Consider the following 13,183-nt stretch of genomic DNA (forward strand, 5'->3'; position numbering starts at 1 on the left):
TATATCTTATGGCATGACCCTATTTTTGTAAAACAAGCTATGCACATAAGCTAATTACTAAAAACACTATTAATACCCCCTTTTCTGCCATTTTTAAGAATTAGAATCAATTACGTTACAAATCAATTAAAGCCAAATACTTAATGCACAGCTCACGACGACGCCTTCTCAAATCACTGCTATCCATAGCGGTAATTTCAGCTACCCCGCTCATTGCAAAAGCAAGTGCGCCTTGGCCAAATAGACCTGTCAAATTGGTTGTTCCCGCACCACCCGGTGGAAGCCTTGATATTCTCGCGCGCACAGTTGCAAAAGAATTGACAACCAGACTAAATCAGACCGTCATGGTTGAAAATATGCCCGGCGGTGGTAGCAATATTGCATTTGGTTATGTTGCCAAAGCAGCACCCGATGGTTATACCTTGCTAGTAGGATGGGATAGTCTTGCGATTAATCCAGCTCTTTATCCTTCGCTCCCATATAAATTAGATCAATTTTCACCCATTTCACTTGCCATTACTGCACCGCAAGTATTGGTCGTTGGGCCCAAGCTCCCAGTGAAAAATTTGAAGACGTTTATTGAAGTTGCTAGAAGAGATCCCAATGGTCTCAGTATGGCGAATGCAGGAAATGGCAGCCCAGGCCATCTCGCAGCCGCACTACTTGAATCAAAAGCAGAGATTAAATTTAACAATATTCCCTATAAAGGCGGCGCTCCAGCAGTAGCTGATTTATTAGCGGGACATGTTGATGCATTAATGGTTACCTTAGCAGCAGCTCTGCCACACATTCAGTCCGGAAGACTGACTGCTTTGGGTGTAAGTTCTGTAAAGAGATCGACGGGTGCACCAACAATACCTACTATTGCAGAAGCTGGGGTTGCTGGATACGACTTGAACTCCTGGCAAGGATTTTTAGCGCCCGCTGGGACGCCAAATGAAATCATTCGTTTACTGAACAAAGAAATCGTTGCCAGCCTAAATGATCCCGAAATTAAAAAGAAATTAATCGCAGATGGCTTTGAGGTAGTTGCCAGCTCTCCAAAGGTTCTGGGCGAATATCTTGCTACTTCCACACCTAAATGGGCAAAGTTGGTAAAAGATTCTGGCGCAAAAGTTGATTAGACTAAATGCCGATTGAAATCACTTCTATTACTTGGTCTTTTTGAAGAAAGTGATTACCAAGACCAACAAGATCACCCCAAACCAAAGCAAGGACCATTCGGGTACTTGCAATCCTAGAATCGCAGGAAGTTGCGCTGAGCACAAACCATCTGCTTTAAAGAGCCAAGGCAAACTGTTAACTAGTTGAAACTGGCTAATCCAAATCTCTAAGGGATCTATTCCACAGGATTCGCCCGGGTGAGATAACAGCCAAACATGGTGGCCAGCTATTGCCGCCCCATATCCAGCAGCCAAGATCGCCAAACCATGAAATAGCTTCTTGAGCATTGGAATGCCGGCCGCCAAAAAGCAGGCAATGGCTATGCCTAGGTACCCCACTCTTTGCAAAATACACAAAGGGCATGGCAAGAAACTAACTCCTTGATAGCCCACTTGCTGCAATATCACCGCAAAAGCTACCAAGCCTAAGCTTAGGAAGGAAAGAAATAGATATTGGGCTCTAGTCATTACCCAATCATAGCGGCATCAGCCTTAGGAACCCTAAATCTTGGCTTTATTACTAAAAGTGCGTTGGATATAAAAAGTTAATCCGTCAATCCCCCAGAAATAGGGTGATTTTTGAGGATAATCAAGGTTTTGCAAAATTAATTAAGCTTTCTATGGCCGCATACAATACCGAAACCGTTTTAACCGTTCATCATTGGAACGACACTCTTTTTAGCTTTACCACCACTCGTAATAAGGGCTTGCGTTTTCGTAGCGGCCACTTCTTGATGATTGGTCTTGAGGTTGAGGGCAAACCTTTGGTGCGTGCTTACAGCGTTGCTAGCCCGAACTATGAAGAGCATCTCGAGTTCTTGAGCATTAAAGTGCAAGATGGTCCGTTGACATCACGCCTTCAGAAGATACAAGTGGGCGATCCAATCTTGGTGAGCGAAAAGTCGGTTGGCACATTGGTGCTCGATGACCTGAACCCAGGCAAGCATCTCTACCTATTTAGTACCGGCACTGGGTTGGCTCCATTTATGAGCATCATCCGCGATCCAGAAACTTATGAAAAGTTTGAGAAGGTTGTTCTCATTCATGGTGTTCGTCTGGTCAGTGAATTAGCTTATGCCGATTACATCCGTGACGAACTCACTCAAGATGAATTCTTGGGCGATCTCATTCGTGAAAAACTGATCTACTATCCAACAGTGACACGCGAAGCATTCAAGCACACTGGTCGCCTCACTACCGCAATTGAATCAGGTCAACTTTTCAAAGATATTGGTCTTCCGCCGCTCGATCCAGCAGTGGATCGTGCCATGATTTGCGGTAGCCCCTCTATGCTTAAAGAAACCTCTGAAATGTTGGCCGCCAAGGGCTTCAAAGTTTCCCCAAGCCTTGGCCAGATGGGTGACTACGTCTTTGAACGTGCGTTCGTAGAGAAGTAATAAACTCACCTCTATATATCTAGAAGTTATTTAGATATTGCAATATATTCCTTGTGGTTATATAGACCCCTTGGTACATTGTCTCTAACGAGATATTTACCAAGGAAATGCGATGTCACCCGTCCGAGAGCATTACAACCCTGTAATTACCCAATTATTGCGTGAGCATGACCGCCTCCCCCACGAGAAGGTCTCTGAGCGTAAGAGCTTTCAGCGTCAAATTCTATTCCTCATGAATGCCATCAAGCTCGAAGAGTTTGAGCAGTCCTTTGCTTAAGATGAACGGAAACAGATAATGCTGCAATTCTTCTTAGACTCTTCTCACTTTATTATTTCTGGTGCGCTCGTAGGATTACTAGTGGGCATGACTGGCGTTGGTGGCGGCTCACTAATGACCCCATTGCTAACCATTATCTTTGGTGTAGCGCCAACAACAGCGGTTGGAACCGATCTAGCATTTGCAGCAATTACCAAAGGCTTTGGGACCGCCGCACATAGACTTCATGGCAATGTGCGTTGGGATATTGTTCGCCTCCTTTGTATTGGAAGCATCTCTACGGCGATAATTTCAATTCTTGTATTGAAGTTTATTGGGCCCGTCTCAAAAAGTTTCAACCATTTCATCAGCCTTTCTATCGGTATTTCAGTTCTTTTAACGGCTATTTCACTTCTGTTTAGAGCTAAGCTTTTGAAATGGGTACAAGATAATCCATCACTCCTACCGACTGGGTCACGTCTAAAACTGGCTACTATTATTGTGGGCGCTGTTATTGGAGTACTTGTAACTATCTCCTCTATTGGAGCTGGCGCTATTGGCGCAACACTCATCCTCTTGCTCTACCCACACCTTAAGCCCTCACAAGTTGCAGGAACCGACATTGCATACGCCGTGCCCCTTACGGCCTTGGCAGGCATTGGTCACTGGTGGCTTGGTAACGTGCATTTTGACTTACTCTTTGGGCTATTAATTGGGTCTGTCCCAGCAATTTGGTTGGGAGCAAAACTCTCTAGCATTTTGTCAGAGCGAATTACCAGGGCAACACTTGCAACTACACTTTTTTTAGTGGGTATTAAATTAGTTTGCTCATGATTACACCAGAATTTTGGTCGATTCCAACAGGCATCCTTCAACCAGCTGAGCTTACTGAAAAATCTGCTGTTTTAAAGTGGCGCCTGGTGGATATTTCCAAACGCTTTGCTGATGTTCGGTTTGCTACTAGCTTGGCGGCAGAAGACATGGTGGTAACTGATGCAATTAACAAAGCACAGGCCAAGATCAAGCTATTTACTTTAGCGACTGGACGCCTGCATCATGAAACCGTAGATATGGTTAAGACCACTGAAGATCGCTACGGCGTATCGATTGAAAAGGTTTATCCAAAAGATGAGGATGTACAAGCATTCATCGAGCAATATGGCATGAATGGTTTTTACGATGGCGAGGAGCCCAAGAAAGCGTGTTGTGCTGCACGCAAGATTAAACCCCTAAATGCCGCATTATTTGGCGCTGATGCCTGGTTGACTGGTCAACGTCGCGAGCAATCCACCACCCGCACTGAACTCAATTTTGAAGAACTAGATGATGCAAGAGGCATTGCAAAGTTCAATCCTTTGTTTGATTGGACTGAAGCCGATGTCTGGGCCTACATCAAACAAGAGAAGGTTCCGATACATCCGTTACATCTCAAAGGCTACCCCAGCATTGGCTGCGAGCCGTGCACACGCCAGGTCAAAAAGGGTGAAGACATCCGTGCTGGTCGCTGGTGGTGGTTGCAAAGCGATAGCAAAGAGTGTGGTTTACACGTTAATAAATAATCAATCATTAATACTTAGCAGAAACAAATTACAGAATGTCAGACCAAAAATTACTTGATGACCACTTGGATTGGCTAGAAGCTGAGTCGATTTATATCATCCGTGAAGTTGTAGCGCAATGCGCCAATCCTGCTATGCTATTTTCTGGCGGAAAAGATTCCATCGTGATGTTTCACTTAGCACGTAAGGCGTTCCAGTTTGGCGATCGTCCTGTGAAACTGCCCTTCCCTATCTTGCATATTGATACAGGCCATAACTACCCAGAAGTCATATCCTATCGTGATGCTGTTGTAGAAAAGACTGGTGTGAAGCTGATTGTGGGTCACGTTGAAGACTCCATCAAAAAAGGAACTGTTCGCCTGCGCAAAGAAACTGACTCACGTAATGCTGCGCAAGCCGTAACCCTGCTCGAAGCTATTGCTGAATATGAATTCGATGCCCTGATGGGTGGCGCCCGCCGTGATGAAGAAAAAGCACGTGCTAAGGAGCGCATCTTCTCCTTCCGCGATGAATTCGGTCAATGGGACCCTAAGGCACAACGCCCTGAACTCTGGAACCTCTATAACGCCCTTATCGCCAAAGGCGAGAACATGCGCGTGTTCCCAATCTCCAACTGGACTGAGCTCGATATCTGGCAATACATTGCTCGCGAGAAATTAGAACTTCCAAGCATCTACTACACACACCAACGTGAAGTGGTGAAGAAAAATAATTTATTAGTTCCGGTAACTGATGTAACGCCAAAAGCAGCCGGTGACATCGGCGAAATACTAAATGTACGTTTTCGCACCGTAGGTGATATTAGTTGCACCTGCCCCGTGTTGAGCACTGCAGCCACTCCACTGGAGATCATTGCCGAAACCGCCATTACTGAAGTCACTGAGCGTGGCGCAACCCGTATGGACGATCAAACCAATGAGGCCTCCATGGAGCGCCGCAAGAAAGAAGGCTACTTCTGATGACTACCAATCAAAATCAAAATGTTGTTCGCTTCATTACCGCTGGTAGCGTAGATGACGGAAAAAGCACCTTGATTGGGCGCCTGCTCTATGACACTAAATCTATTTTGGTGGATCAACTAGAGTCCCTCTCTAAAACCAAGCATGCTCGTGTTACCTCCTCTGATGCAGGCGTTGATTTAGCCCTCCTCACCGATGGCCTAGAGGCTGAGCGTGAGCAAGGCATCACTATTGATGTGGCTTATCGCTACTTCTCTACTCCAAAACGCAAATTCATTGTTGCTGATGCTCCAGGTCACGAGCAATACACTCGCAACTTAGTGACTGGTGCATCTCAATCTGATGTTGCCGTCATTTTGGTTGATGCAACACGTGTTGATCTCAATACCATTCCAGCTACTTTATTGGCACAAACTAAACGTCATGCAGCGATTGTGCATTTATTGGGACTACGTCATGTGGTATTTGCCGTCAATAAGATGGACTTATATGAGTTTGATGAGAAAGTCTTTAACACCATCAAGATTGCGATTGAAGATCTGACTCAAAAAATTGGGTTGCCAAAGCCGACCTTAATTCCAATCTCCGCATTACTTGGCGCCAACGTCGTTACTACCAGCAAAAATACACCTTGGTACAAAGGCCCCACTCTTTTAGAGTGGCTTGAGAGTTTGGATACCAGCCCTGAGTCTGAAAAGCTATCACTCCGCTTCCCAGTGCAATACGTTGCACGTCAAGACGGCAGCGCTTCTGATGACTTCCGTGGCTACCTTGGCGAAATCGAGTCTGGCACTATCCGCAAGGGCCAAAAGATTAAAGTACTGCCAAGCGGATCTGAAGCGACTGTTATAGAGATTTATCTAGGCAATCGCTCCAGCAGCAAACATACCAATGGTAATAATGCCGTGAATTTTGCCCAAACTGGTCAAGCAGTAGCAATTCAATTATCTGAAGATATTGATGTATCACGCGGCTCTTTATTTGTTAGCGCCGAAGATAGCCACCCACCAGTACTGAGCAAGCAACTTTCTGCCGATTTATGCTGGTTAGATAACGAGCCACTCTCCTTGAGTCGTAAATACGCTTTACGTCACACCACCAATACTGTTGGTGCGAAAGTTAAGAACATTCAGCAGGTTCTAGACGTGCAAACATTGTCTCAAGCAAGAGATGTACAAACACTTTCCACCAACGAGATTGGCCGCATTGATTTTATTTTGCAAAAGCCAATCGTTGCGGACCTATTTGATCAATCTCAGCGTACTGGAGCCTTTATCTTAATTGATGAGGCCACTAACCATACAGTCGCGGCAGGCATGATTCGTGAGGTAGCACCTCAGTAAACCGATCGATTTACAGGTACTTACTGACTGCAATATTAATTATCGCTCCACCAAGCACTAGCCACAGGAATAGAATGGCCGCCAACTTCAATGGCCTTGTTCCTGCTTTGGCTATTGCGGAAAGATGGGTTGTCAAACCAAGGGCACCCATAGCTAATGCCAATAAAAAATTATCTAGATAGATAAGGCCAGTACGGACATTTTGGCTGATGTAGCCCGTTGAATTAATCCCAATAGCAATCAAAAAGAAGATTGCAAATACTGGGAAAAATTTACCGATAGACTTTTTTGTATCGCCACTGGTCGCATTTCCAGTCGCAGAGGTTTTTCGTGTCTTTTCAGAAAACGATAAAAAGGCTGAAACGCCAATTAAAAATGGTGCCAACATCATGACTCGCACCATTTTGGCAATTACAGCTGTATTAGTGACATCATCACCAATTGCACCTGCTGTTGCGACTACCTGAGCAACCTCATGAATAGTAGAGCCAATATAGATGCCAAATTTTTCTGGGCTGCAACACTCGGGATAATGAAGTGAAGTGTAAGAATAAATTATTGGGTAAATAAAAATAGAAATAGTTCCAAAAATCACAATGGTAGAAATTGCAACGGCAACCCGTTCATTGCTTGCCTTCAGAATAGGTTCAGTCGCTAAGATGGCGGCCGCACCACAAATTGAACTGCCCGCACCAATCAAAATCGAAGTATCTCGGTCTAGTTTGAAATATTTCACACCCAGATATACCGCCAAGATGAATGTGGATGTCAGCATGACCGCATCAATCACAATGCCGCTAATGCCGACATCACCAATATCTTGGAATGTTAGTCTGAAACCATACAAAATAATCCCTAAGCGCAGCACTTTTTGCTTGGAAAAATTAATTCCAGAACCGCAATAAGAAATCAAAAATTTATAAATTGGCATATTGCCAATTGCAATGCCAATCAAAATAGCTAAAGTAAGAATACTTAAGCCATTTCTTCCCAATGCAGGATACCTACTAGACATTTCTATAGCCACCAAGGCAACTATGGTTGCGAATAATATTCCTGGGATATTTTTAATAAATGACATTACTGAGGTGGTATCTATGCAATCAACTCACTGAAATACTCATGTTGATCAGTATTCAGGGTGGATACTCGCCATTCAATAGGATCATCCTGGATACCAAGCGCAACTCTACGGATCACCAATACAGGAGAGTTGGACTTTATGCCAAGCCACTCAGCATGCTGCTTGCTTGCAAGCCCCGCTCTTAAACGTTCGCTACTACGAACTACGGTCTGTCCATATTTCATTTGATACAGCTGATAGATACTTCCCTCACGATTGATGTAATCAGCCCGTGTGAGTTTCTGAAAGCGTTTCTTATCTAGTGTGATCTGGTCAATCATCACACATTTATTTTCTAAGTAAAGGCAATTGACTAGACGCCATACTGCCGCTCCTTCTTTAATTGCAAGCTTATTAGCCTCTTCTTTATTTGCAACAGCGCTCGTTAAAGAAACAAGATCAACCCTTGGGTGACCTTTTTTATCGGCATCATGTTTTACAACGTGGAAAAAGTAATACAACAGACGCTTGAGATCATGCTCAGCAACATAGGTACCCCTGCCTTGGCGACGAACCACAATGCCTTCAGCAACTAACTCGTCCACCGCTTTACGCAGGGTTCCTATAGATACATCTAATTCTTTTGCTAGATCCTTTTCAGCAGGCAAGGCCTGCCCCATAGGATATCGACCCCTGACCAGATCCTCGGTGATCTTTTGCTTTACTTCTTGATAAGCGGTCAGGGACTTCATACCTTAAGACTTAAGCGGATTCGTATAAACGAGTTAACACGAATTCACGATGCCCGAGAATCTCGGAGGCAGTTAATTCGCCATCAGCAGTACGAACTAGGCACTCTAACAGCTTATTACCAGCATCATCCATATTTTCTTCACGACGCAAAAGTCCTGAGACATCAACGTCAATGTGCTCACCCATCGTGCGAACTGTTTTTGGATTGGCACAAATCTTAATCACAGGAAGAATTGCATTACCAATCACGTTACCTTGGCCTGTTGGGAAGAAGTGAGCAGCAAATCCAGCAGCAGCACATAAGGTCACCATCTCAGCAGCAGCTGATGAGGAGTCCATAAAATGCAAACCAGGGATCTTAGGCTCCTCACCCTTATCCAAGACGCTATCAACGATACATTTCTTGCCGATCTTCTGAATATTGCCCAAGGCTTTTTCTTCAATCGTAGTCAAGCCACCGGCAATATTGCCCTTAGTTGGCTGTGAGTCAGATAAGTCGCTTGTCTTATGGCGCTCAATAACATCTTGATAACGATCAAACATTTCGCGGAACTTTTTCTTTACTTCTGGAGTACGGCAACGCGCTTCAACCAAATGCTCACCGCCAGTTAACTCAGTAGTCTCACCGAAAACCAAGGTAGAACCAATGCCATAGAGCTTGTCAAATGCATCACCAACGGTTGGGTTAGCACCGCAACCAGATGTTGTATCAGATTCACCGCACTTGGTAGACACCCATAATTCAGATAAAGGTGCCTTAACCCGCTTTTGCTTAGAGGCATGCTTCATCATTTGGTATGCAGCTTTGCTAGCGGAAGCAATCGTAGCCGTATCGCCATTACCTTCAATCCAGAAACCTTCAACTGGCTTGCCGGAAGCTTTAATGCCATCCACTACAATTTTTGTCCATTGTGGCTCAATACCGATCACCACTACAGCAGCTACGTTTGGATTAGACCCCGTACCAATCAAGGTGCGGAAGTGTAGATCCAAGTCGGCGCCAAACTGCAAGCGACCATATGAGTGAGGAATAGCCTGAGTTCCCTTGATGTTGTTTGCCACAGCTTCGCAAGCTGCATTGGACAAATCATCTAAAGGCAAAATTAATACGTGATTACGAATTCCCATGCGGCCATTTTCACGGCGGTAACCCATGAAGCTCGCGTCTTTCAAATTAATCATCTTGTTTTCTTTCTAAATGAATGGGTGAATAAGGGCCTGGATTACCAGCGCTTAGTTTTTACGTTTTGGACATGAAGGTGCTCGCCTTTTTTAATGGGAGCTACAACCTTGCCAATGTCCACGCCATACTTCATCACCGTATCGCCTGACTTAAATTCATTTAATGAAATTTTGTGGCCGATTGGAATATCGCTCTCAGATTTCATATTGAGCGTTAAATCTCCGTCCATCACCCAACCAATTAAATCGTCTCCAGCTTTTACACCTTCAACAACCACTACACCTACGCCATCTCCTGGCTCATGCACGACAAAATGGATCATTATCTTCTCCTCATTAATCCCATTGATTGACTGCTAATTCCATGACTGGCGGATGCCAGTCCGAATTTCTTCTACAACTACATCAGAAACATTCACACCCTCTTTAAAGCCTGATGCACGCTGCTTAAAACGCCTTTGTCCTGGAACACGGGTACCTGAATCGGATGCCATGGTTTTTAAGAGTTCCTGCATCTTCTTTGCAAATACCTGAGTGCCTGCCAAGCCTGGATCAATTGTTAGCAATAGTTGACCGATGCGTGGACGATTACCTTTGGCATCAAAAAAGGAATCTGCCTCATAGGAGAAACGGCTTCCGGATAAACCAACCACTAGCAACTCAATAATTAACGCGAGCAAGGCCCCTTTATCACCGCCCAAAGGAACCATCAATCCCTTGAGCCCCTCATTTGGATCGGTCGTTGGTTTGCCTTCAGCAGTTAAAGCCCAGCCCTCTGGAATAGATTCACCTTTTTTAGCGGCAACCAACAATTTGCCCCGAGCCACTGCCGAGAGCGACATATCAATTACTAATGGGTCACGCTTAGCAACCGGAAATGCTGCGGCTAATGGATTCGTGCCAAATAGCGCTTTGCTCCCACCAACCATTGGCATAGCCGCTGGCGTATTGCCAAACAGTAAAGAGATATAACCAGCCCGCGCTGCTGCTTCAGCAAAGTGCCCAGCAACCCCAAAGTGATGGCTGTTGGTAACTGCAACAAGACCCACTCCAGTCTTAGAGGCTAAATTCACAGATAAGTCAGTAGCAAATCGTAGCGCCGGAAATGCAAGTCCATCACATGCATCCACCAATGCAGCAGATGCTTTAAATGGTCGTACCTTCAATTTTGGCGATAACTCAATTCGGCCATTTCTAGCGTGTCCAGCATATTGAGAGACACGCGCCAGTCCATGAGAGGCTAATCCGTCAAGCTCAGCCAGCGCTAAAAATTGCGCAGTCTCGTAGGCCGCCTTCTCTCCAATACCTGCTGCCTGTAATCCAGATGAAGCCAACTCAACCATCTCTTGATAGGATAAATTCATCTTATGCTCCTAAAAACTGATTAACTTCATCAGCAATCATTTGACTAACGCGCTCATTACTTTCATGGGTTACGCCGGCAATGTGCGGAGTGAGAATGAGATTCTCAATTCCAGAAAAGTGACTTAAATCTTTAGCTGGCTCGCTCTCAAACACATCAATCGCTGCGCCACCTAGATGCCCAGAGCGTAAACGCTCTGCCAGCGCCTTCTCATCAACAATCCCGCCACGCGCAGTATTAACAAGGCATGCACCGGACTTCATTTGATCGAGAACGGAAGCATTAAATAAGTTCTTTGTTTCGGGCAGAAATGGAAGATGCAAAGTGACCGCATCACTTTTTGTAAGCAGCTCTTTTAAAGAGAGCAAAGGTACCGTGAACCCATCAAGCTCAACAGATTCGCCTGACAGTATTGGGTCATAAGCAAGGCACTGCAAGCCAAATGCATGTGCTTTTTTGGCCACCACCTTGCCAATACTTCCAAAACCAACGATGCCAATGGTCTTGCCTAAAAACTCATGGTAACCAGAGAAACGTGGACGAGGCCACTCACCCCTCAAGGTTGAAACCGTTGCAGGAATGAATCCCCTGGTTAATGCAACTGCAGCACCCACGACATACTCAGCAACAGACTCAGCATTGGCACCTGTTGCGGGAATAACTTTGATATTGCGCTTGGCGCAAGCGGGTAACTCAATATTTTCAAGACCGACACCGAGTCGACCCACTACCTTCAAGTATGGCGCGCCAGCCAAAATCTCTTCATTCACTTGGGTGAGGTTGCGAACAATCAAGCCCTCAATATTTTGCAGCGCAGCAATAAGGGCTGGACGGTCTTTATAAAGCTCTGGCTCGTAAACCACTGCATGTTTAGAACGCAGGGTTTCTAGGGCTTGACTTGTAATGAACTCGGAGATCAAAATAGATGACATATCTAAATCATATAGATGATTTAGATATCTTGCAAGACCCCAATTATTGTGTAGTGTGATTATGAATTTGATTGCATCAGACAATGGCTGGAGGAGACACTAGAAATACATAAGCTTATAACTAACAAATAGAGATCGCATGATTTTTTAGATGCATATGCAGATAAGATATTTCGATCAAATTACCATCGGAGATAGTAAGCATGTTTAAGCAACATATCAGCAAGCTGGGAAGAAAATTTCTATTGATTGCAGGCTCATTAGCGCTCCTAACCTCTCCTTTGGCCAGCGCACAAAACTGGCCAACAAAACCTATCAAACTTATTATTCCTTTTGCTGCCGGAGGCACCACCGATATACTCGGCCGCCTTCTAGCTCAGCAACTGACAAAAGATCTCGGTCAAAATGTGATTGTTGAAAATAAGCCTGGCGCTGGCGGAAATATAGCGGCTGAGTATGTGGCGCAATCATCTGCAGATGGCTATACGATCATGCTGGCTTCTGGGAGTATGCTCACCGTAAACCCATCGCTCTACAAGAAATTGCCAGTTAACTATGCCAAGGACTTTGTCTACATTACCAATGTAGCAAGTGGACCGATGCTCTTGTCCGTTAGCAATAAGATTCCAGTAAAGAATGTTGCTGAATTTATTGCTTATGCCAAAACCAAGGATCTGAACTTCGGCTCAGCAGGTATTGGCAGCCAGGTTCATATGGCAGAGGAAAACTTTTCCTACACAGCAGGAATTCCTGCTACGCACGTACCTTATAAGGGGGAATCAGCAGCGCTGAATGATCTGGTCGCTGGTCAGATTGACTTTATGGTGGGCAACCTAACAGCAGCGGCAGGTTTTGCGAAGGCGGGTCAAATTAAGCCCTTAGCAGTTACCAGCTTAAAGCGCTCCAAACAATTGCCTGATGTTCCTACTGTTGCTGAGTCAGCCATACCCGGATTTGAATCTACCGGCTGGTTTGGATTGGTTGCCCCAGCAAACACCCCGAAAGCAATCACCGATAAGATTTATGCAGCCACTGTTAAAGCCATAAATTCTGAAGCATTACGAACTAGCTTAGATTTAAACGGACTCACTGCAGTAGTTAACAATCAGAAAGAATTTGAATCCCAAGTGAAAGCAGAGTCGGCGGCATGGGAGAAAGTGATTAAGGGTAGAAATATTAGCGCCCAATAAGATATTCCCCATCCCAAAAAAGT

At 44.9% G+C, this 13,183-nt stretch carries 15 protein-coding genes; 8 read left to right on the forward strand and 7 right to left on the reverse strand.

Annotated features, from left to right (window positions below):
* Nucleotides 1–143: 143 nt before the first annotated feature.
* A complete protein-coding gene (locus AOC28_RS06020; protein ID WP_072583058.1) occupies nt 144–1,124 on the forward strand; it encodes a tripartite tricarboxylate transporter substrate binding protein in 981 nt (326 codons plus the stop codon).
* Between the two features lie 27 nt (nt 1,125–1,151).
* Here the strand turns inward: AOC28_RS06020 and AOC28_RS06025 are convergent, their stop codons facing one another.
* Complete coding sequence (locus AOC28_RS06025; protein ID WP_072583059.1) at nt 1,152–1,631, reverse strand: disulfide bond formation protein B; 480 nt, start codon at nt 1,629–1,631, stop codon at nt 1,152–1,154.
* A 152-nt stretch (nt 1,632–1,783) separates the two neighbouring features.
* Between AOC28_RS06025 and AOC28_RS06030 the strand changes: the two genes are divergently transcribed.
* The 6 genes from AOC28_RS06030 (at nt 1,784) to AOC28_RS06050 (ending at nt 6,677) form a co-directional block, all read left to right on the forward strand.
* Nucleotides 1,784–2,560 carry a ferredoxin--NADP reductase gene (locus tag AOC28_RS06030; protein WP_072583193.1) on the forward strand — a complete coding sequence of 259 codons (777 nt, stop codon included), beginning with the start codon at nt 1,784–1,786 and terminating at the stop codon, nt 2,558–2,560.
* A 112-nt stretch (nt 2,561–2,672) separates the two neighbouring features.
* On the forward strand, nt 2,673–2,837 hold the full coding sequence (locus AOC28_RS11465) for a hypothetical protein (RefSeq protein WP_192846858.1): 165 nt from the start codon (nt 2,673–2,675) through the stop codon (nt 2,835–2,837).
* An 18-nt stretch (nt 2,838–2,855) separates the two neighbouring features.
* The gene (locus tag AOC28_RS06035) at nt 2,856–3,650 is read left to right on the forward strand and encodes a sulfite exporter TauE/SafE family protein (RefSeq protein ID WP_072583060.1); all 795 of its coding nucleotides are present in this window, start codon (nt 2,856–2,858) and stop codon (nt 3,648–3,650) included.
* Nucleotides 3,647–4,375 (forward strand): phosphoadenylyl-sulfate reductase, encoded by a 729-nt coding sequence (locus tag AOC28_RS06040; protein ID WP_072583061.1) that lies wholly within the window; start codon nt 3,647–3,649, stop codon nt 4,373–4,375. Before AOC28_RS06035 ends, AOC28_RS06040 begins: the two co-directional genes overlap by 4 nt.
* Nucleotides 4,376–4,410: 35 nt before the next feature.
* Nucleotides 4,411–5,334 (forward strand): sulfate adenylyltransferase subunit CysD, encoded by a 924-nt coding sequence (gene cysD / locus AOC28_RS06045; protein WP_072583062.1) that lies wholly within the window; start codon nt 4,411–4,413, stop codon nt 5,332–5,334.
* The gene (locus AOC28_RS06050; protein WP_192846859.1) at nt 5,334–6,677 is read left to right on the forward strand and encodes a GTP-binding protein; all 1,344 of its coding nucleotides are present in this window, start codon (nt 5,334–5,336) and stop codon (nt 6,675–6,677) included. The genes cysD and AOC28_RS06050 overlap by 1 nt, the downstream gene beginning before the upstream one ends.
* A 10-nt stretch (nt 6,678–6,687) precedes the next feature.
* On the opposite strand, the gene AOC28_RS06055 is transcribed toward AOC28_RS06050, so the two are convergent.
* Genes AOC28_RS06055 through AOC28_RS06080 form a run of 6 tightly spaced genes read right to left on the reverse strand, consistent with a single transcriptional unit; the run spans nt 6,688 to nt 11,970 of the window.
* Nucleotides 6,688–7,758, reverse strand: coding sequence for a YeiH family protein (locus tag AOC28_RS06055; protein ID WP_072583064.1), 1,071 nt, complete (start codon nt 7,756–7,758; stop codon nt 6,688–6,690).
* Nucleotides 7,759–7,772: 14 nt separating this feature from the next.
* The gene (locus AOC28_RS06060) at nt 7,773–8,492 is read right to left on the reverse strand and encodes a GntR family transcriptional regulator (RefSeq protein ID WP_072583065.1); all 720 of its coding nucleotides are present in this window, start codon (nt 8,490–8,492) and stop codon (nt 7,773–7,775) included.
* 10 nt (nt 8,493–8,502) lie between these two features.
* Nucleotides 8,503–9,675, reverse strand: a complete 1,173-nt coding sequence (locus AOC28_RS06065; RefSeq protein WP_072583066.1) for a UxaA family hydrolase — start codon at nt 9,673–9,675, stop codon at nt 8,503–8,505.
* A 41-nt stretch (nt 9,676–9,716) separates the two neighbouring features.
* Nucleotides 9,717–9,998, reverse strand: a complete 282-nt coding sequence (locus AOC28_RS06070) for a flagellar biosynthesis protein FlgA (protein WP_215321663.1) — start codon at nt 9,996–9,998, stop codon at nt 9,717–9,719.
* A gap of 33 nt (nt 9,999–10,031) precedes the next feature.
* Nucleotides 10,032–11,039: an Ldh family oxidoreductase gene (locus AOC28_RS06075; protein WP_072583068.1), complete on the reverse strand. Its 1,008-nt coding sequence runs from the start codon at nt 11,037–11,039 to the stop codon at nt 10,032–10,034.
* Nucleotide 11,040: 1 nt separating this feature from the next.
* Nucleotides 11,041–11,970 (reverse strand): hydroxyacid dehydrogenase, encoded by a 930-nt coding sequence (locus AOC28_RS06080; RefSeq protein WP_072583069.1) that lies wholly within the window; start codon nt 11,968–11,970, stop codon nt 11,041–11,043.
* A gap of 203 nt (nt 11,971–12,173) precedes the next feature.
* Between AOC28_RS06080 and AOC28_RS06085 the strand changes: the two genes are divergently transcribed.
* Nucleotides 12,174–13,160 (forward strand): tripartite tricarboxylate transporter substrate binding protein, encoded by a 987-nt coding sequence (locus AOC28_RS06085; RefSeq protein ID WP_072583070.1) that lies wholly within the window; start codon nt 12,174–12,176, stop codon nt 13,158–13,160.
* Nucleotides 13,161–13,183 lie beyond the last annotated feature (23 nt).

Source organism: Polynucleobacter sp. MWH-Adler-W8 (assembly GCF_001889925.1).
Taxonomy (GTDB): domain Bacteria; phylum Pseudomonadota; class Gammaproteobacteria; order Burkholderiales; family Burkholderiaceae; genus Polynucleobacter.

Coding starts and splice junctions, on each gene's coding strand:
- AOC28_RS06020 (WP_072583058.1), top strand. CDS start 144: ATGCACAGCTCACGACGACGCCTTCTCAAATCACTGCTATCCATAGCG.
- AOC28_RS06025 (WP_072583059.1), bottom strand. CDS start 1,631: ATGACTAGAGCCCAATATCTATTTCTTTCCTTCCTAAGCTTAGGCTTG.
- AOC28_RS06030 (WP_072583193.1), top strand. CDS start 1,784: ATGGCCGCATACAATACCGAAACCGTTTTAACCGTTCATCATTGGAAC.
- AOC28_RS11465 (WP_192846858.1), top strand. CDS start 2,673: ATGTCACCCGTCCGAGAGCATTACAACCCTGTAATTACCCAATTATTG.
- AOC28_RS06035 (WP_072583060.1), top strand. CDS start 2,856: ATGCTGCAATTCTTCTTAGACTCTTCTCACTTTATTATTTCTGGTGCG.
- AOC28_RS06040 (WP_072583061.1), top strand. CDS start 3,647: ATGATTACACCAGAATTTTGGTCGATTCCAACAGGCATCCTTCAACCA.
- cysD (WP_072583062.1), top strand. CDS start 4,411: ATGTCAGACCAAAAATTACTTGATGACCACTTGGATTGGCTAGAAGCT.
- AOC28_RS06050 (WP_192846859.1), top strand. CDS start 5,334: ATGACTACCAATCAAAATCAAAATGTTGTTCGCTTCATTACCGCTGGT.
- AOC28_RS06055 (WP_072583064.1), bottom strand. CDS start 7,758: ATGTCATTTATTAAAAATATCCCAGGAATATTATTCGCAACCATAGTT.
- AOC28_RS06060 (WP_072583065.1), bottom strand. CDS start 8,492: ATGAAGTCCCTGACCGCTTATCAAGAAGTAAAGCAAAAGATCACCGAG.
- AOC28_RS06065 (WP_072583066.1), bottom strand. CDS start 9,675: ATGATTAATTTGAAAGACGCGAGCTTCATGGGTTACCGCCGTGAAAAT.
- AOC28_RS06070 (WP_215321663.1), bottom strand. CDS start 9,998: ATGATCCATTTTGTCGTGCATGAGCCAGGAGATGGCGTAGGTGTAGTG.
- AOC28_RS06075 (WP_072583068.1), bottom strand. CDS start 11,039: ATGAATTTATCCTATCAAGAGATGGTTGAGTTGGCTTCATCTGGATTA.
- AOC28_RS06080 (WP_072583069.1), bottom strand. CDS start 11,970: ATGTCATCTATTTTGATCTCCGAGTTCATTACAAGTCAAGCCCTAGAA.
- AOC28_RS06085 (WP_072583070.1), top strand. CDS start 12,174: ATGTTTAAGCAACATATCAGCAAGCTGGGAAGAAAATTTCTATTGATT.